A 19,457-nucleotide genomic window follows, 5' to 3' on the forward strand; every position below is an offset into this window, starting at 1 on the left:
TCAGCCGTTCGTCGGCGCAATCTGCGCGCCAAGGCCTGTCATCAGGTCGCGGAAAGCGGGGAAGCTGGTGGCGATCATTGCCGCGTCGTCGATGGTGACGGCGTTTTCGGCTGCCAGCCCCGCCACCACGGCGGACATGGCGATGCGGTGATCCATGCCGGTTAGCACGTGCCCGCCGCCGGAGATCCTGCCGCCGCGCCCCGTGACGATCATGCCGTCCTCAAGCTCTTCCACCTCGGCCCCGCAGGCCTCCAGCATGGCGACGGTTGCAGAGATGCGGTCGCTTTCCTTGACGCGCAGTTCCTCCAGCCCGCGCATCACCGTCTTGCCTTCAGCAAAAGCCGCGGCCACCGCCAGCACCGGATATTCGTCGATCATCGAGGCGGCACCTTCCGGCGGCACCACAATGCCTTTCAGCGACGAGAACCGCGCCCGGATATCGGCCACGCGCTCACCGCCGGTCTCGCGCTCGTTTTCGAAGGTGATGTCCGCGCCCATTTCCTTGAGCACGGAAAACAGCCCGGCGCGCAGCGGGTTCACCATCACGTCCCGTGCCAGCACGTCGGAGCCCTCCACCAGCAGCGCCGCCACCAGCGGGAAGGCCGCCGAGGACGGGTCGGCGGGCACGTCCACATGGGTGGGCGTCAATTCGCACTCGCCGGTCACCCGCACCGCGTGGATGCCGTGCGGGCCTTCATCGACCGCCACCTCGCAGCCGAAGGCGCGCAGCATGTTCTCGGTGTGGTCGCGGGTGCGCACGGGCTCCAGCACGGTGGTTTGTCCGGGGGCGGACAGCCCGGCCAGCAGCACGGCGGACTTCACCTGGGCGGAGGCCACCGGCAGCGTATAGGTGAGCGGCAGCGGCGGGTTGGCACCGGTCAGCGTGATCGGCAGCGTGCCGCCCTCGGGGCCGGCAAAGCGGGCACCCATCTGGCTCAGGGGATCGGTGATGCGCTTCATCGGCCGGCGCGACAGGCTGGCGTCACCGATGAAGGTGGCGGTGATCGGGTGACCGGCCAGGACGCCCATCATCAGGCGGCAGCCGGTGCCGGAATTGCCGAAGTCGAGCGCCTGCTGCGGCTCGGCGAGCCCGCCAATGCCCACGCCATCGATCTCCCAGTTGCCCTCGCCCCGGTCAACGGCCCGCGCACCCAAGGCGGTGACGGCACCGGCGGTGGCGATCACGTCCTCGCTTTCCAGCAGGCCCGACACGGTGGTGCGGCCCACTGCCAGTGCCCCCAGCAGCAGCGCCCGGTGCGACATGGACTTGTCGCCCGGCACCCGCACAGCGCCGGTCAGCGCGGCGCAGGGCGAGGCCCGCCAGGGCTGGGCCGCCGAAGCCGGATGGGAAGCGGTCGAAGAGGGAGAGGACGGGCCGGTCATGAAGCGTCTCGATTGGAACTCAGGCGTGGAACAGGGCGGGTCCGGAGGCCCGGGCGCCCGCTTGCGGCATTCGCTGCGCGGGCCGGGCGGGCCCGGCCGGGTACAGCCACCCGTGCGCCCCGGGGCGGGGCCTGGAAAATGTCTCGTGAAATTCTCTTTTGACAGTCCGGAATGATCGTGGCAATGGGAAAACCCACCCGGCGGCGGCTTCTGCCGCATCGCCATTGATACCGTTTCAGGTCCTTTCTTAAAGAGGCGTGTCCCGTGCCAAAACCCGAATGGGGAACCAAGCAGATTTGCCCGGAATGCGGGGCAAAGTTCTACGACTTCAAGAAAGATCCCATCCACTGCCCCAAATGCGACCACGAGTGGCCGCAGGCAGCGCCGGCAAAGCCCCGGCGCGGCGCCAAGGCCAAGGCCAAGGAGCCTGAGGTCAAGGAGCCCAAGGAGGAAGAGGAAGCCGTTCTCGAGGATGACGAGGACGAGATCGAGGATGACGGCACGGAAAGCCTCGACGAGGTCGCATCCGACGAGAAGAAGTCCCAGCGCAAGCGCACACGGGGCCTCGACGAGGATGACGACGAAGACGAGGATGAAGACCTGCCGGATCTCGGCGACGACGACATCGACACCGATCTCGACGACGACGAGGACGACAGTTTCCTGACCGACGACGAGGATGACGAGGACGATGACCTGTCCGACGTGATCCGCGGCGGCAAGGACGACGAAGACTAGGCCAGACGGGGACAACCGTCCCGGCGCGTAGTCCCGCAGGGCTCAGCCCGGCAGGAGGCCCGATCAGGGCCTCACGCCGGGGCCGTCATCGGGGCCCGGAAGATCGCGCCGGCGCTTGCGCAAAAAAACGGCCATCATGACACGCAGATGAAAATCTGCGCTTGAAATGGGGCGGGACGCCGAGTAATGTCCCGCCTCCTTCGGGACGGCGCCCGCCCAAAGCGCGCCGCAGGGCCTTCAAAAAGGCCCGCATTTCCCGGGATTTTCGGGGCCATAGCTCAGTTGGGAGAGCGCTTGCATGGCATGCAAGAGGTCGGCGGTTCGATTCCGCCTGGCTCCACCATCCCCCCCCTTTCAGATCAGTGACAGCTCCGGCCTGGCATGGCCCGCCTATGTGCGCCCTATTGCCTGCGCCTGTGGGGCAGGCACACCCTCCTGCGTGCCGACTGCGTCTGAAGCCGCAAAGGCTTCGCCGATGGCGAGGATGACGGGAGAGGCAGGGTCCATGGCCAGGCGGCCTTCGGCGAGGTCGCCCAGTATGCCGGCGCAGCGTGTCTCATCCGGGCGGGAGACATTGGTGGCGACGAGCACCGGTGTCGATGGTGCGCGGCCAGCGGCGATGAGGCGGCGGGCCAGTGCCGCTGAGGTGCGGGCGCCCATATAGACGATGAGACTGGTGGCGCTGTGGCTCAGCCCGGCCCAGTCGAGGTCATCCGGCAGGCCGCCTTTCGCCCCGTGGGCCGTGATGAAGCGGACAGATTGCGCGGCTCCCCGGCGGGTGAGGGACACGCCTGCGCCCGCCGCCATGGCAGAGGCCGTGGTGATGCCGGGGATGACCGTGACCGCGATGCCCGCAGCCTTCAGGCTCTCCATCTCCTCCGCGGACCGGCCGAACACGGACGGATCGCCGGATTTGAGCCGCACCACATGCTTGCCGTCCCGGGCCAGCCTCCCCATCAGCGCATTGATGTCGTCCTGGCGGCAGCTTGGACGCCCCGCCCGCTTGCCGACACAGATGCGCGGCGCGCCCCGGCGCGCCAGCGCCAGCACCTCCGCCGTGACCAAGCTGTCATAGAGAACCACATCGGCGGCCTCGAGCGCCCGCAGCGCCTTCAGGGTCAACAGGTCCGGGTCGCCGGGCCCCGCGCCCACCAACGTGACTCTGCCTGCACACTGGCCTGCGCCCTCCTCACCCTGCCTGCCTGACATGGGCCACCTCCACGATGCGTTTGATCTCCGCCCGGCACGAGCCGCAATTGGTGCCCGCATTGAGGCAGGCGCCGATCGCGTCCACCGACTGCGCACCGGCACGGGCGGCGTCTGCGATCTGGTTGATGCCGACCTGAAAGCAGGCGCAGATGATCGCGCCCCGGTCCGGCTCGTCAGCGCCCATGCGCCCGGCGAGAATCCGGTGCCGCTGGGTGCCCGTCATGTCGGCGTCCAGCTGGTCGGCCAGCCAGGAGCGCGCCGCCGCCACGGGGCCACGGCCGGCCACGACCAGACCCGCCAGCCTGCCGCCGCGCACCAGCGCCAGGCGATAATCACCGCGCGCCAGGTCGCCCACCTCAAGGCACTCGTCACCGGGCATCGGGGCCAGCCCCATCAGCGCGCAGGCGCGGTCAGCATTCATGCCCGCATGATCGATGCCTGCCATTTCAGCCCGCCAGCCGCCTTCCGCCCGCGCCAGCGACCAATAGGCCGCACCTGCAGGGTCGGGCCGGCTTGCTGACACCACGAAGGCCTGCCAATCCGCGTCGACCTTATCGACCGCCACAGGCATGTGTTTCAGTTCCGGCTGCCCGGAGACCGGGTCCACATGGCCGGCCACCAGCGCGTCCGCATGGGCGCAGGAGGCATAGGGGTTCGTCCAGTGCATGGGCACGAAGACACTGCCCTTCTGCTGCCGGTCGGTAATCAGGGCCCGGACGATCACCTGCCCGTGCGGGCTTCTCACCGTCACGAGATCGGCATCCTCAACGCCCGCAGCATCTGCGTCCGCCGGGTGCAGCTCGGCAAAGGGCTCGGCAAGGTGCGAGAACAGCCGCGGCACCTGCCCCGTGCGGGTCATGGTGTGCCACTGGTCGCGGATGCGGCCCGTATTGAGGCGCAAGGGCCATGTATCCGACGGCGCTTCGACAGGGGAGCGGACGGGTGTTGCCACCATCCGCGCCCGCCTGTCGCCAGTGAAAAATCCCCCGTCTGCAAAAAAGCGGCCGCCCGGCGGCTGGTCCTTCGGCGCCGGCCACTGGAACGGCAGCATCGCGTCATAGGCCGCGTCCTCCACTGCGCCATAGGCGCCGATGTCGAAGTCGCGGGTGCCGCCATTCTCGAACGCCGAGAGCTGTGCATGTTCGCGGAAAATCGCTGCGGGCGACGCAAAGTCGAAGCCCGCAAACCCCATGCGCCGCGCCACGTCGCAGATGATCCGCCAGTCCGCGCGCGCTTCCCCTGCGGGCGGCAGCAGGGGCCGCTGCCGGGAGATGCGGCGCTCTGAATTGGTCACCGTGCCGTCCTTCTCGCCCCAGCCGGCAGCAGGCAGCAGAATGTCCGCAAGCTTCGCCGTGCGCGTCTGATCGGTCACGTCGGACACGATGACCAGCGGGCATTTTTCAAGTGCGCGGGCCACCGCGTCTGCTTCCGGCAGGCTGGCCGCCGGGTTGGTGGCCATGATCCACACGGCCTTCACCTCGCCCCGGTCGATGGCACGGAACAGATCCACCGCCATCAGCCCCGGCGTCGACACCATGGAGGGTGCCTGCCAGAAGCGCTGCACGCGATCGCGGTCATCAGCGCTGTCGATCGCCATGTGCGCGGCAAGCTGGTTTGCCAATCCGCCCACCTCGCGCCCGCCCATGGCGTTGGGCTGGCCGGTGATCGAGAACGGCCCCATGCCCGGCTTGCCGATGCGCCCGGTGAACAGGTGGCAATTGATGATGGCGTTGACCTTGTCGGTCCCCGCCGTCGACTGGTTCACCCCCTGCGAATAGACCGTCACCACACGTTGCGTCGCAGCCACCATGTCGAAAAAGCGGGTGAGCGTGATGGCATCAAGCCCCGTGACCGCTGCCACCTCATAGACGGAGAGCGCCTGTGCGGCGGCCAGCGCGTCGTCCAGCCCCGCCACATGCTCAGCAACATAGGCTGTATCTTCCGCGCCCACCGTTGCCAGGTGCGCCAGCAGCCCGTTGAACAGGGCCACGTCACTGCCCGGCCGCAGCGGCAGATGCAGGTCAGCCGCCTCCGCTGTTGCGGTCCGGCGCGGGTCGATCACGATGATCCGTGTGCCGCGCTTTGCCTGCGCCGCCTGCAGGCGCTGGAACAGCACCGGGTGACACCAGGCGAAATTGGAGCCGACCAGCACCACCAGGTCAGCCTGCTCGAGATCCTCATAGGTGCCCGGCACCGTGTCGCTGCCGAAGGCACGCTTGTGCCCTGCCACCGATGACGCCATGCAGAGGCGCGAATTGGTGTCCATGTTCGCGGTGCCAATGAAGCCCTTCATCAGCTTGTTGGCGACGTAATAGTCCTCGGTCAGCAACTGGCCGGACCCGTAGAGCGCCACGGCATCCGGCCCATGCGCGTCAATCACCGCTCTGAGGCCGGACGCCACGGCGTCAAGCGCTTCATCCCAGTTCGCGTCGCGGCCATGAAGGCGCGGCTGCAGCAGCCGGCCGTCTGCGTCCAGTGTTTCCGCCAGCGCTGACCCCTTGGAGCACAGCCGGCCGAAATTGGCCGGATGGTCCGGGTCGCCCTTCACCTCAAGCCTGCCATCGGTCGTGCGGCTGGCGATGACACCGCATCCGACCCCGCAATAGGGACAGGTGGTCCGGATGTCGGGCGCGTCTGTCACCAGTCAGGCCACTTTCTCGCTTGGCTGCGCGTCGAGGCCCAGATGGATGCGTCCCTCCTTAAGCTGCACCGGATAAGTCCGCACGCAGCCGCCGTCCGGCCCCTCCGCCGCGCCGGAGGCAAGGTCGATGACCAGATTGTGCAACGGGCAGGTGACGCGGCTGCCATGGACGATGCCTTGCGACAGGGGGCCTGCCAGATGCGGGCATTTGTCTTCCACCGCGTAAACCTGGCCGGCCGAGGTACGGAACACCGCCACGGTGCCCGCATGCGTCTTCACCAGCCGAGCGCCGCGCTCGGGAATGTCGTCGAGGGTACCGATATCTACGAAGGTCATGGCGCTTACTCCGCTGCCATTTGCGTCAGGTCCGCCAGGGGGCGGAACTCGTGAGCCTCCCCGCCCTTCACCCGCTCCGCCCAGGGGTCGGACTGGGAGAAGCACTGCGAATAGACAAAGCGCTCGAACAGGTCGCGGCGGCGCGCGACGTCATCAATGATCTGCTCACGGACGGTGTCATAGCCGACGCGCGCCGCCCATTTGTAGATGCGCTCCAGGTAATAGGCCTGCTCGCGATAGAGCTGGATGACGGCTGCGATGATCTCCAGCGCCTCGTCTTCGGTCTTGCCGTGGCCGAGGATTTCCGTGCCTTTGATTTCGAGCCCGGCTGCGCCCGCGAAGTGGATTTCGTAGCCCGACTCCACGCAGATCACGCCCACATCCTTGCAGGTGGCCTCAGCACAATTGCGCGGACAGCCCGAGACGGCGAGCTTCACTTTCGCCGGTGTCCACGAGCCCCACAGGAAGCGCTCAAGCCGGATGCCGAAGCCGGTTGAGTCCTGCGTGCCGAAGCGGCACCAGTCGGTCCCCACGCAGGTCTTCACCGTGCGCAGCGACTTGCCATAGGCATGGCCCGACACGAGCCCCGCATCATTGAGGTCGGACCACACCGCCGGCAGGTCTTCCTTCTTGATGCCCAGAAGGTCGATGCGCTGCCCACCGGTCACCTTCACCGTCGGCACGTCGAACTTGTCCGCCACATCAGCGATGGCGCGCAGCTCCTTGGCGCTGGTGATCCCGCCCCACATGCGCGGCACCACGGAATAGGTGCCGTCCTTCTGGATGTTGGCGTGCACCCGCTCATTGATGAAGCGCGATTGGGCGTCGTCCTGATACTCACCGGGCCAGGTGGACAGCAGGTAATAGTTCAGCGCCGGGCGGCACTTGGCGCAGCCGCCGGAGCTGCTCCATTCGAGCTCCTGCATCACTTCGGGGATTGTCTTCAGGGACTTGGCGACGATCAGCCGGCGCACATCGCCATGGCCAAGCTCCGTGCACCCGCACATGGGCTGCACGGCGGCGGGGTTGTAGGCGTCGCCCAGGGTGAAAGACAGAAGCTGCTCAACAAGGCCCGTGCAGGAGCCGCAAGAAGCAGAAGCCTTGGTGTGCGCCCGCACGCCCTCCACGTCGCTCAGCCCCTGGGTATTGATCGCCTCGATGATCTCGCCCTTGCAGACGCCGTTGCAGCCGCAAATCTCGCCGTCATCCGGCAAGGCTGCAACGGCCGCCATAGGGTCCAGCGGTGTTCCCCCTGCATAGTTCTGGCCGAAGATCACCGTGTCGCGCATGTCCGACACATCGGTGCCGCGCTTGATCATGTCGAAGAACCAGGCGCCGTCACTTACATCGCCATAGAGCACCGCGCCGACGATCACGTTGTTCTCGAGCACGAGCCGCCGGTAGACGCCGTTGGAGGCATCGCGCAGCACGATCTCCTCGCGCCCCTCGCCCTCAGCAAAGTCACCTGCCGAATACAGGCTGATGCCCGTCACCTTCAGCTTGGTCGCCGTCACCGAGCCTTCATAGGCAGCACTTTCGCCGATGAGAGTCGCGGCGAGTGTCTTGGCCATGTCGTAGAGCGGGGCCACCAGCCCGTAGCACTGCCCCCGGTGCTCGACACATTCCCCCACCGCAAAAATATCCGGGTCGGAGGTCATGAGCTGGTCGGTGACGACAATGCCGCGTCCCACCTCGAGGCCCACCTCGGCTGCCAGCGCAGCGCTTGGGCGGATGCCGACGGCCATCACCACGATGGAAGCGGGCAGCACGGTGCCATCTTCAAGCTCAAGGCCCGTCACCCGGCCGTTGCGGCCGAGAATGGCCTTGGTGTTGGCTTCGGTATGAACCGTGATGCCGCGCTCTTCCACGGCCTTGCGCAGCAGATGCCCGGCCGCCGTATCCAGCTGGCGTTCCATCAGCGTCGGCATCAGGTGGACCACATCCACCTCCATGCCCTGCACCCTGAGGCCCGCGGCGGCCTCCAGGCCCAGCAGCCCGCCGCCGATCACCACGGCGCGCCCGCCGGCTTTCGCGGCTTTGACCATCGCCTCCACGTCATCGAGGTCGCGATAGGCCAGAACGCCCTCAAGCTCATGGCCGGGCACGGGGATGATAAAGGGAGATGATCCGGTGGCGATGACCAGCCTGTCATAGGCTGCCACCGTGCCATCGGCGGCGATCACCTGTTTGGCGTCCCGGTCGATGCGCGTGACGCGCTTACCCTTGTGAAGCGTGATGCCATTGTCCGCGTACCAGGCATCGTCATGGATCACGATGTCGTCGAAGGTCGTTTCACCCGACAGGACCGGCGACAGCATGATGCGGTCATAGTTCACCCGCGGCTCGGCATTGAAGATGGTGATCTCGAAGGCCCGGGGCGCGCGCTTCAGCAATTCTTCCAGCATGCGCCCAGGGGCCATGCCGTTGCCGATGATGACGAGCTTCTGCCGCGCGGGCATGTCTACGATGTCTTGTGCCATGGTGCCCTCCTAGGCCATCGCCACTTGGCGGGGCTGCGTGTCGGTATCATCCGGGTCCGGATCAGGAGCGGACACGGGCGCGGGCGCCGGTTTCGGCTTGGCGCCGTGCTCATATTCCTCGAGGAAGGCCAGCACCTCGCCGCGATAGCGGTAATAGTCCGGGTGCTCCAGAAGTTCGGCGCGGGTGCGCGGGCGCGGCAGGTCCACCTTCAGGATCTTGCCGATGGTGGCGCGCGGGCCGTTGGTCATCATCACGATGCGGTCGGCCAGCAGGATCGCCTCGTCCACGTCATGGGTGACGCAGATGGAGGTCACCTGGGTGCGCTTCCACACATCCATCAGCACTTCCTGCAGCTCCCAGCGTGTGAGGCTGTCCAGCATGCCGAAGGGCTCATCCAGCAGCAGGAGCTTGGGCGACAGGGCAAAGGCGCGGGCAATGCCGACGCGCTGCTTCATGCCGTTGGAGAGGTCAGCGGCCATCTTGTGCATGGCATCCCCAAGACCGACGCGCTCAAGGTAGTATTCCACCACGTCGCGCCGCTCGGCGGGGGTCGCGTGGGGATAGACCCGGTCCACCCCCAGCGCCACATTCTCGCGCGCGGTCAGCCATGGCATCAGCGACGGGGCCTGGAACACCACCGCCCGGTCCGGCCCGGCACCGGCGATTTCCTTGTTGTCGAGAATGATGCCGCCGCCGGAAATCTCGTTGAGGCCCGCCACCATGGACAGGACCGTCGACTTGCCGCAGCCCGAATGGCCGATCAGCGAAATGAACTCGCCCCGGTCCATGTTGAGGGTGAAGTTCTCCAGCACCGTCAGCGGCCCCTTCGGGGTCGGGTACACTTTCTTCGCTTCGAATATCTCCACGAATTTCCGGTCGACCGGCGACGCCGCTGCATCGCGATAGGCCTTGGGCAGCCGCCCGCGCGAGGCATCAATCGGCGTCACATTTGGCGCGTCGCGGCTGTCGTCAGCGGACGACTTGGCGCTGGCGCCCACCTCGATCAGATAGTTGGTGACCTGCGCTCTCAGCGCGATGAAGTCCGGGTTCTGGTTGATCGCCGTGCGGTCGCGCGGGCGCGGCAGATTGACCTTGAAGGATGGTCCCAGCGTCGCCTTCGGGCCGGGGTTGAGGGGAATGATCCGGTCCGCCAGCAGGATCGCCTCATCCACGTCATTGGTGATGAGGATCACCGTCTTCTGGTCTTTCTCCCAGATGGATTCGATCTCGTCCTGCAGCTTGGCGCGGGTCAGGGCATCGAGCGCCGACAGAGGCTCATCGAGCAGCAGCACGTCCGGGTCCATCGCCAGGGCGCGCGCCACCGCCACGCGCTGCCGCATCCCGCCGGACAGTTCCGAAGGCAGCCGGTCCGCCGCGTGGGCCAGGCCCACAAGCTCCACATATTTTTGCGTGCGGGCGGCGCGCGCGTCCTTGCTCTCCTTGCTGAATACCGTATCGACGGCGAGGCCGATATTCTCCGTCACCGTCAGCCACGGCATCAGCGAATAGGACTGGAACACAAGCCCCCGGTCCGGGCCGGGCCCGTCAATGGGTTGGCCCTTCACGGTCACCAAGCCTTCGTCCGGCACGACAAGGCCTGCGATGGTGGAGATCAGCGTGGTCTTTCCGCTGCCGGAAAACCCGACGATCGCGACAAACTCACCCTCTTCCACCTCAAGGTCGATGCCGGAGAGGACCTCCGTATGCTGATCGCCCTCGCCATAGGATTTTGAGACGCCACTGAGTTCGAGAAATGCCATGGGTCCCTCCTCAGCGCTGGGTGGAATAGGTGAAGGCGGCCTGCAGCGCGTACATGACGCGGTCGAGCAGGAAGCCGATGAGACCGATGGTCAGCACCGCCACCATGATGCGGGCGAGGCTGTCGGAGGAGCCGTTCTGGAACTCGTCCCAGACGAATTTCCCAAGCCCCGGGTTCTGCGCCAGCATTTCAGCGGCGATCAGCACCATCCAACCGACCCCCAGCGACAGGCGCAGGCCGGTGAAGATGAGCGGCATCGCAGAGGGCAGCACCACCTTGCGGATGGTGGTAAGCCGCGGCAGCTGCAAGACCTTGCCCACATTCATCAGGTCGCGGTCGATGGAAGACACACCCAGCGCTGTGTTGATCAGCGTCGGCCACAGGGAGCACAGGGTCACTGTGAGGGCCGAGATAACGAGCGACTTGGGCAGCGCATCGCTGGCATTCACATACAGCGCCGACACCACCATGGTGACGATTGGCAGCCAGGCCAGCGGCGACACCGGCTTGAAGATCTGGATCAGCGGGTTGAGCGCACCGTTCACCAGCGGCGACAGCCCGCACATGATGCCCAACGGCACGGCGATCAGTGTCGCCACCAGGAAGCCCAGCGCCACGGTGACGAGGCTTGTCAGGATCTGGTCGAGATAGGTGGGCTTGCCGGTGTAGCTGCGCCATTTCACACGCTCCTCAAGGCCCTGCTCGATGAGTGCCTGGTTGCGCAGCTCCTGCCGTTCCATGAACGCATCGGCCTTGCCGCGCTCGGCCACGTGGTCGTCATAGAGGACGCCCGCCTGTTCCATGACGGCAGCCGGCCCCGGAATGGCGCCGAGGGATGTCTGCACCTGCGGGGCCAGCGCGGCCCAGGCGGCAATGAACAGGCCAATGCCGATCAGCGGCACCAGCAGCGTGCGCCACAGGGCGGCCGCCTGCTGCCGGGGGCTGTCGCCGGCGGCCATGCGCAGCAGCGGCACCATGAAGCCGAGACCCACCACGTCGAAATAGGTAGCGGCCTTGTTGATCCGGGCCAGCCGCTGGGCGCGGCGTTCTTCCCGCGCGGGATCAGGAACGGCGCCGTCTAGAGTTGTCATCGCCATGGCGAAATCAAAGCCTCGTTACAAATAGGGAAGAGGGGCACCGGGCAGCAGGTGAGATGCCGCCCGGTGCGGGGCGCGCGTCCCCGCCTCCCCAAAAGGAAGCGGGGTCAGGGGGGCTATCCTCCGGTCACGCCACTTTCGGATACGGTCTCACCGCTCTTGAGGCCGATGGGGAATTGCGAGAGATAGGCGTTCGGCGTGCGGCCATCGAAGCTGACTTCGTCGATGAACTCCGCCGTCGCCTCGCGGTAACCATCCGTATCCCACGGGAAGTCCGCCTCATCCGCCTGGCCCGCATCCACCAACGCGCGCGCAGCCTTCAGGTAGAGGTCCGGGCGGTACACTTTGGACGCCACCTCCGCATACCACTCATCCGGCTTGGTATCGGTGATCTGGCCCCAGCGGCGCATCTGGGTCAGGTACCAGACAGCGTCGGAGTAATAGGGATAGGTCGCGTAGTAGCGGAAGAAGACGTTGAAGTCAGGAATGTCCCGTTTGTCGCCCTTTTCATATTCAAAGGTGCCGGTCATCGAATTGGCGATCACCTCGGCATCCGCCCCCACATATTCCGAGCGCGACAGGATCTCGACGGCTTCCATGCGGTTGGCGTTGTCGTTTTCGTCCAGCCAGATGGCGGCCCGGATCAGCGCCTTGGTCAGCGCGGTCGTGGTGTTGGGGTATTTCTCGGCAAACTCGGCGGTGATGCCGAACACTTTCTCCGGATTGTTTTTCCAGATCTCGTAGTCGGTGATCACCGGCACGCCGATGCCCTTGAACACCGCCTGCTGGTTCCACGGCTCGCCCACGCAATAGCCGTGGATCGTGCCCGCTTCCAGCGTCGCGGGCATCTGTGGCGGCGGGGTGACCGACAACAGGGCGTCGGCTGAAATCTGGCCGGAAATGTCGGACGCTGAGTAATAGCCCGGGTGAATGCCACCAGCCGCCAGCCAGTAGCGCAGCTCGTAATTGTGGGTCGAGACCGGGAACACCATGCCCATCTTGAAGGGCTTGCCGTCGGCCTTGAACTGGTCGACCACCGGCTTCAGATAATCCGCCTTGATCGGGTGTTGCGGGCGTCCGTCTTCCAGCTTTGGAATGTTCGGTTTCATCATCTCCCACACCTCGTTGGAGACGGTGATGCCGTTGCCGTTCAAATCCATGGAGAACGGTGTGATGATGTGGGCTTCGGTGCCGAAGCCGATGGTGGCGGCCAGCGGCTGGCCCGCCAGCATATGCGCGCCGTCCAGCTCGCCGGTGATCACCCGGTCCAGCAGCACCTTCCAGTTGGCCTGCGGCTCCAGGGTCACAAACAAGCCTTCGTCCTCGAAGTACCCCTTCTCATAGGCAATGGCGAGCGGTGCCATGTCGGTGAGCTTGATGAAACCGAATTTCAGCTCATCCTTTTCCGGCAGCAGCAGTTCCGCCTGCGCGATTCCCCCCAGCGCCAGCGTCGCCGCGGCGGCCATCGCCAGGCGGCGGGATGCCTTGCGAATTGTTCCTGATACGGATGAAGACCGGCTCATGTCGCCTGCGGTCATCATTGGTGAACCCTCCAAACCATGTCCGGCTCGCGGCCGGACAAAGAACCGTTCCACCCCTCCCAGGAAGGCAGTCCGGAACAAAAAAAGCGCCGCCCGCGGGAGCGGACCTGCACCTCCTGGCTCAGGTCCCTTCCCGTCGGCAGCGCTGCCGTGTGCTTCCTTGGCGGAAGCAACAAATTGTGTGAGTACCGGCGCAGCCTTGCGCCCTCGGCCATGTAGTAGCAACCGGTGTGCCAACTCGGATTTTGGCTGAATTCCGGCCTTTATGCCGCGCCACGGTTGCCGGCACACCCACCAGCGCTCACGCGGCAGGCATGTGCTGCACAATCAGTGTGCAGTGCAAAAAATCAGGCGGGTCAGGAGGCTGTGAGTGCTGCGAGATAGCCCGCGGCATCGCGCGGATCGAAGATCCGGCCATCGAAAAGCGCCACGGTGTGGGGTGTCACCCCGGTGCGAGCATTGTCACCCAGCGCTGCGGCATAGATGTCCGGGCGGTAGGTGGCGGTCGCAGCCGCCAGGGCTTCGGGCGTCAGGTCAATGTCGCCCCAGCGCGCCATCTGTGTGGCAAACCAGGCAGCATGGGCCGGCTCGGGCCGCGAGGCATCGCCGCGCGCAAACCCTGCCCCGGAACTTGCAAGCCGTCCGGTCAGCCCCGGCAGCAACACGTCCTGCGGCTTGTCGAGATAGCGTGCTTCGGCCAGCATGGCAGCGAGACCGTCCGTATGCGCTGGATCATCTGCCCAGTGTGCGGCGGCAACCAGCGCCCGCACCAGGCGCAGCGCCATATCTTCATTCTCCGCTGCCCAGTCAGCGCGCAATCCCAGCACCTTGTCGGGCCCCGCGGGCCAGATATTGTCGCCCGCCACAAGAATATGGCCCACGCCCGCCTTGAACGCGACGCTGCTCCAGGGTTCGCCGACACAGCAGCCGTCCACCATGCCGGCGGCCAGCGCATCCGCCATGAAGGGCGGCGGCACGAATTCAAGGCGGACATCCGTGCCCGTATAAAGACTGCCTTCCGCCAGCCAGTAGCGCAGCAGGGCTGCGTGGGCGGAATAGGCATGCACAGCAGCAAAGACCAGCGGCCGGTCCGGCATCTGCGCGCGCTTTGCCGTGGTTAGGCGGGCCACGGCATCAGCCGCCTCCAGCGGCGCCGCATCATCCTCAAGCCCCATCATCTCGCGCAAGTCCTGGGAGATGGTGATGGCGTTGCGCCCCGCACCAAAGGCCACCGGCGCGATGAAGGGCACCGGCAGAGGCGGCAGGGCCAGCGACCCGGCAATCGCCATGGGTGCAAGCATGTGGGCGGCCTCGAAATGCCCCACGGCCACCCGGTCGCGCAGGCTTGCCCAGGATGTTTCCCGCACAAGGGTAAGGTCGATCCCTTCCGCCTCGGCGAAACCCTGCTCCCGCGCGACGATCAGCGGGGCTGCGTCCAGCAGCGGAATGAAGCCCGCCCTTATGTGCCGTGTCGCAGCGCTCATGGGGTCTCCTCCGGGAACAGGTCTGCGGCCATGACGATGCTTTCTGCCACTTCCGGGATGCGGCAGTTCTTCGACATCGCCGTCCGGCGCAACAGCGCATAGGCCTCGTCTTCGGTTATGCGCCGCCGCTTCATGAGAAGGAGCTTGGCCTGGTCAACGATCTTGCGGTCCGCAAGCTCTGTGCGGACCTCATCAAGCTCCGACTTGAGCCGGTTGAAGGCGTTGAAGCGGCTGATGGTTATGTCGAGGATCGAGCGCACCCGCTCCTTCTTGAGCCCGTCCACGATATAGGCGGATACCCCCGCCTCCACCGCCGCGTCGATGGTGTCGCTGTCGGATTCATCGACGAAGACGGCGATGGGGCGGCTGATGGCGCGGGAGACCTGCAGCATGCTCTCCAGCCGGTCGCGGTTGGGGTTGGCGAGGTCGAGGAAAATCACCTGCGGATCGAACTCCGCGATCCGCGCCACGATGCCGCCCAGCTCCGCCACCACGGCGATCTGGTCAAGCCCCGCCTCCCGCAGCCCCTCCTCGAGAATGGAGGCGCGGAGATGGTTCTCGTCATAGATCAGGACACGGAGGGAAGCGTCCGGCATAGTCCACCAGCAATTATTGTGCGCCGCAGCATATTGCAGCGCCCGCAGCGCACATGGCAAGAGGCGCCGCCTGTCAGGGCAGCAGCTTGCCGTCAGCTGATGGTCTGGAACGCGTCTCTCAACGCTGTGGACCAGGCGTCGCTGAGCTGGCGGAAGCCTGCATCCTCCGGCTCGATGCGGGTCTGCTCGCTGAAGGCGTAAGCGTCCCGCGGCAGCACGGTCAGGTCGAGCGGCATGCCGACGGAGAGGTTGCTTCGCAGGGTCGAATCCATCGACAGCAGCGCCGCCTTGCGTGCCTCGGCCAGCGGCGTCCGCATGGTGATCACGCGGTCAAGGATGGGCTTGCCATATTTGTGCTCGCCGATCTGCAGGAAGGGCGTGTCCTCCGCCGCCTCGATGAAATTGCCTTCCGGATAGATGAGAAACAGCCGCGGCGCGCCGCCCTGGCGCTGGCCGCCGAGAATCATTGTCGCGCCGCTATTACCGTTGCTCATCTGCTCAAAGGCGCGGCGGTACTTGTTCTGCACCATGACCATGGCCTCGCCGATGATCTCCGCGGTGCGGAACATGCTTGGCGCGGTGAGGATCGACGGCAAGGCTTCCTCGCCGGTCTCGACGCCGGCGGCTTCCGCCTCGATTCCCTCGGTGATCAGGCTGAGCACTGCCTGGGAGGTGGCGAGATTGCCCGCGGTCATCAACACCAGGGCGCGCTCGCCGGGCGTCGTCCAGGTAAACATCTTGCGGTAGCGGGCGATGTTATCGACGCCCGCATTTGTGCGCGTGTCCGACAGAAAGACGAGGCCCTCATTCACCATCAGGCCGACGCAGTAAGTCATGGTTCGGTCATCCTCAGGGCCCGCAATTCAGTCCGGTCTGTGACCGGTTATTGCTGCTGGGCCTCCTGCACGACGAGGGAGACGTCCATCGCCTCCTCCGCGGCCCCTACATGTACACCTTTTATGGGGGCCGCGTCGCGCGCGTCGAGACCCGCGCCGAGGCGGATATAGGCTTCGGTCGGGCAGGTGCGGTTGGAGGCGTCGAAGCCGACCCAGCCGAGCCCGTCGAGCCACAGCTCCGCCCAGCCATGGGCCGCTTCATGCGGCTCCCCATTGGCATCGGCGAACAGATAGCCCGATACATAGCGCGCCGGCAGGCCCAGCAGGCGGGCGGCCGTGATGAGGATATGGGCGTGGTCCTGGCAGACCCCCTGCCCCTCGGCCAATGCCTCGCCTGCGGTGGTGTGGGCATGGGTGGTGCCCGGCGCATAGACCACCGCATCCGCCACCGCGTCCGACAGGGCATGGGCGAGGTCCAGCGTGCCGGGCTGCTGGTCATCGGTCCGGCCCATCCCCGCTGCCACGCCAAGCGCGAGGTCACGGATTTCGTCGGTGGGCTCCGTCATCCCGGTCTGCCGTAGAAAGGCGCGCGGGGAGATCTTTTCCTTGTGGCCGCGCAGGACACCCGCCATGTCCGCCGTCACCACTTCGCCGCTGACCTTCACATGCACCTCGTCGCGCGCCTCCGCGCAGGTGAGCGTCAGCACCTCGTCGCCATAGCCGTCGGTGAAGGCTGCGGTGATGGTGCAGCCCTCGGCCGCAACCGACCAGCGGATCACCCGCTGGCCGTCGAAGCGGCTGGGGGACAGTTTCAGGCTCTGCACCACGAAGCGCACGGGGGCGCTGTAGCGGTAGCAGGTGCTGTGCTCGACGATCAGCCGCATGGGTCAGCTCCAGCCAAAGTGATAGTCCCCGGCGATGCTGTCGGACAGGGCCGCGTTCTGGCGGATGAAGGTGGTGAGGAATTCGTGCAGGCCCTCGCTGAAGATGTCCGCCGCCGTGCAGTCCGCCAGCCGGGCGATCTGCATGTTGGTTGCGCTCAGGCTTAAAGAACGCTGGCCATAGCGGCGCGACAGCTGGGTCAGGTGCTCGCCGATCTGGCTGTAGCTGTAGAGCAGCGACCGGGGGAAATGGCGGTTGAGGATAAGGAAATCCGCAATCGACCACGGCGTGTATTCCGAGCGGTAGATGTGGTGGAAGGCGCGCAGGGATGACAGGGCCCGCAGAAGCGTCGTCCACTGATAATTGTCCACGCCCCCGCCCACGGTCTCGGAGGCGGGCAGCAGCACATAGTATTTCACATCGAGCAGGCGGGCGGTGTTGTCGGCCCGCTCGATGAAGGAGCCGAGGCGCAGGAAGTCATAACCTTCATTGCGCAGCAGGGAGGATTCGGTGGCGCCGCGGAACTGGGCACTCGCCCCCTTCATCCAGTCGAGGAAAGTAGGCAGGCCGCCGCCGGCCAGCTGGGCGGCGTTCATGTCCTGCAGGTCGATCCAGGTTTCGTTGAGCGCCATCCACATTTCGCTGGTGATGGCGGCCCTGACCGCGCGGCCGTTTTCGCGCGCATTGCGGAGGCAGCTATGGATGCTCGATGGGTTGTCCGGATCGAAGATCAGATATTCGCAGACGATGCGCTGGTTGATACTGTCATGCTTTTCGCTGAAGGCGGCCTCGCCACCGGCGCCCGCCACGATGGAGCGCCATTCGTTGCGATGGCCTGCCCCCGTCGCCGGCATCAGCGCCATGCGGTAGCCCATCTCCAGCATGCGGGCCATGCTCTCGGCCCGCTCGGTGAAGCGGCCAATCCAGAACAGGTTTTCGGCGGTGCGGCTGAGCATGGGATCGTCCGGTCAGTCCGCCAGGACCCAGGTGTCCTTGACGCCGCCGCCCTGGCTCGAATTCACCACCAGCGAGCCTTCGCGCAGCGCCACCCGGGTCAGCCCGCCGGCGGGCAGGTGAATGGCATTGCCCACAAGGCAGAAGGGGCGGAAATCCACGTGGCGGGGCGCGATGCCCTCATCCACGAAAGTAGGACAGGTCGACAGGGCCAGGGTCGGCTGGGCGATGAAATTGTCCGGCTTGGCGCGGATGCGGGCCCGATAGGCCTCGATTTCCGCAGACGATGCCTTGGGGCCGATCAGCATGCCGTAGCCGCCGGAGCCGTGCACTTCCTTCACGACCAGTTCGTGCAGATGCTCCATCACATAGGCGCATTCATCCGCGTCCCCGCATTTCCAGGTGGGCACGTTCTTGAGGATCGGCTCCTCGCCCAGATAGAAGCGGATCATCTCGGGCACGTAGATATAGATGGCCTTGTCGTCGGCGATACCGGCGCCCGGCGCGCTGCAGATGGCAACGCCACCCGAGCGATAGACATTCATCAGCCCCGGCACGCCGAGCAGCGAGTCCGGCCGGAAGCAGAGCGGGTCGAGGAAGTCATCGTCCAGCCGCCGGTAGATCACATCCACCCGGCGCGGGCCGCGGGTCGTCCGCATGAAGACGAACTCCCCATCCACATACAGATCCTTGCCCTCTACGATCTCAACGCCCATCTGGTCGGCCAGGAAGGAGTGTTCGTAATAGGCGCTGTTGAACGAGCCAGGCGACAGCACCACCACCACGGGGTCGTCCTGGCACTTCTTCGGGGCCACCGAGGCCAGGGTCCGGTGCAGGAGATCGGGATAATCATCCACCGGCATGATGCGGCGGCCGGAAAACAGGTCCGGGAACATGCGCATCATGATCTCGCGGTTCTCCAGCATGTAGGAGACGCCGGAGGGCGTGCGGCAATTGTCTTCCAGCACGTAGAATTCATTCGCGCCCACGCGCACGATGTCGGTGCCGACGATGTGGCTGTAGACATTGCGCGGCGGGGTGATGCCCACCATTGCGGGCTCGTAGGACTCGTTGAGATAGACAAGGTCCGCCGGAACGATGCCGGCGCGGATGATGTCGCCGCGCTGATAGACATCGTTGAGGAACATGTTGAGGGCGCGGGCGCGCTGCTTCACGCCCTGGCTCAGCAGCCGCCATTCCGAGGCAGTGAAGATGCGCGGCACGATGTCGAAGGGAATGAGCCGCTCCGGGCTGCCACCCTCGCCATAGACGGCGAAGGTAATCCCGATCTTGCGGAACAGGGTCTCGGCTTCCCGGTGGCGCAGGGACAGGGTCTCGGCACCCTGGTCACCGATCCATGCCAGCAGCTCCCGATAGGGCGGGCGAATGTCGCCGCCCCCGCCGGTCTCGTCGAAAAAAGCGTCCTGCACCTCAGGCGATTGCATGCCTTTTTCGTGCGCTCCCGCCAGCCCGGAGTCAAGCGCACCGCACGCAATTGCGGCAGGTTCCATGCCTTTTTG

The 19,457-nt window shown here is 65.9% G+C and carries 15 protein-coding genes and 1 tRNA gene; 2 read left to right on the top strand and 14 right to left on the bottom strand.

Features of this window, described 5'->3' with window-relative positions; translation table 11 throughout:
* Positions 1-1,383 (bottom strand): 3-phosphoshikimate 1-carboxyvinyltransferase, encoded by a 1,383-nt coding sequence (gene aroA / locus HG718_RS12090; RefSeq protein ID WP_160586930.1) that lies wholly within the window; start codon positions 1,381-1,383, stop codon positions 1-3.
* A gap of 264 nt (positions 1,384-1,647) precedes the next feature.
* Between aroA and HG718_RS12095 the strand changes: the two genes are divergently transcribed.
* Both HG718_RS12095 and HG718_RS12100 read left to right on the top strand, forming a co-directional pair.
* Positions 1,648-2,121, top strand: a complete 474-nt coding sequence (locus HG718_RS12095) for a TIGR02300 family protein (protein WP_027841190.1) — start codon at positions 1,648-1,650, stop codon at positions 2,119-2,121.
* Between the two features lie 267 nt (positions 2,122-2,388).
* A tRNA-Ala gene (locus HG718_RS12100) sits at positions 2,389-2,464 on the top strand.
* A 47-nt stretch (positions 2,465-2,511) separates the two neighbouring features.
* Here the strand turns inward: HG718_RS12100 and cobA are convergent.
* The 13 genes from cobA to HG718_RS12165 form a co-directional block, all read right to left on the bottom strand.
* Complete coding sequence (cobA, locus tag HG718_RS12105) at positions 2,512-3,390, bottom strand: uroporphyrinogen-III C-methyltransferase (protein WP_160586931.1); 879 nt, start codon at positions 3,388-3,390, stop codon at positions 2,512-2,514.
* A complete protein-coding gene (locus tag HG718_RS12110) occupies positions 3,311-5,971 on the bottom strand; it encodes a nitrate reductase (protein ID WP_244624796.1) in 2,661 nt (886 codons plus the stop codon). Before HG718_RS12110 ends, cobA begins: the two co-directional genes overlap by 80 nt.
* 3 nt (positions 5,972-5,974) lie before the next feature.
* On the bottom strand, positions 5,975-6,307 hold the full coding sequence (nirD, locus tag HG718_RS12115; protein ID WP_160586932.1) for a nitrite reductase small subunit NirD: 333 nt from the start codon (positions 6,305-6,307) through the stop codon (positions 5,975-5,977).
* Between the two features lie 5 nt (positions 6,308-6,312).
* On the bottom strand, positions 6,313-8,787 hold the full coding sequence (gene nirB, locus HG718_RS12120; RefSeq protein ID WP_244617621.1) for a nitrite reductase large subunit NirB: 2,475 nt from the start codon (positions 8,785-8,787) through the stop codon (positions 6,313-6,315).
* 9 nt (positions 8,788-8,796) lie between these two features.
* Entirely contained in the window at positions 8,797-10,548 is a 1,752-nt protein-coding gene (locus HG718_RS12125) for an ABC transporter ATP-binding protein (RefSeq protein WP_160586933.1), read from the bottom strand.
* Between the two features lie 10 nt (positions 10,549-10,558).
* The gene (locus HG718_RS12130; protein WP_160587228.1) at positions 10,559-11,638 is read right to left on the bottom strand and encodes an ABC transporter permease; all 1,080 of its coding nucleotides are present in this window, start codon (positions 11,636-11,638) and stop codon (positions 10,559-10,561) included.
* A gap of 122 nt (positions 11,639-11,760) precedes the next feature.
* Positions 11,761-13,110 carry a CmpA/NrtA family ABC transporter substrate-binding protein gene (locus HG718_RS12135; protein WP_205345649.1) on the bottom strand — a complete coding sequence of 450 codons (1,350 nt, stop codon included), beginning with the start codon at positions 13,108-13,110 and terminating at the stop codon, positions 11,761-11,763.
* A gap of 431 nt (positions 13,111-13,541) precedes the next feature.
* Entirely contained in the window at positions 13,542-14,669 is a 1,128-nt protein-coding gene (locus HG718_RS12140; RefSeq protein ID WP_160586934.1) for a CmpA/NrtA family ABC transporter substrate-binding protein, read from the bottom strand.
* Positions 14,666-15,265 carry an ANTAR domain-containing response regulator gene (locus HG718_RS12145; RefSeq protein ID WP_160586935.1) on the bottom strand — a complete coding sequence of 200 codons (600 nt, stop codon included), beginning with the start codon at positions 15,263-15,265 and terminating at the stop codon, positions 14,666-14,668. Before HG718_RS12145 ends, HG718_RS12140 begins: the two co-directional genes overlap by 4 nt.
* 92 nt (positions 15,266-15,357) lie before the next feature.
* Positions 15,358-16,101, bottom strand: coding sequence for a proteasome-type protease (locus tag HG718_RS12150; RefSeq protein ID WP_160586936.1), 744 nt, complete (start codon positions 16,099-16,101; stop codon positions 15,358-15,360).
* 47 nt (positions 16,102-16,148) lie between these two features.
* The gene (locus HG718_RS12155) at positions 16,149-16,985 is read right to left on the bottom strand and encodes a transglutaminase family protein (protein WP_160586937.1); all 837 of its coding nucleotides are present in this window, start codon (positions 16,983-16,985) and stop codon (positions 16,149-16,151) included.
* Between the two features lie 3 nt (positions 16,986-16,988).
* Entirely contained in the window at positions 16,989-17,939 is a 951-nt protein-coding gene (locus HG718_RS12160; RefSeq protein ID WP_160586938.1) for an alpha-E domain-containing protein, read from the bottom strand.
* 12 nt (positions 17,940-17,951) lie between these two features.
* A complete protein-coding gene (locus HG718_RS12165) occupies positions 17,952-19,382 on the bottom strand; it encodes a circularly permuted type 2 ATP-grasp protein (RefSeq protein WP_160586939.1) in 1,431 nt (476 codons plus the stop codon).
* Positions 19,383-19,457: the final 75 nt, after the last annotated feature.

The organism is Pyruvatibacter mobilis, from assembly GCF_012848855.1.
Classification (GTDB): domain Bacteria; phylum Pseudomonadota; class Alphaproteobacteria; order CGMCC-115125; family CGMCC-115125; genus Pyruvatibacter; species Pyruvatibacter mobilis.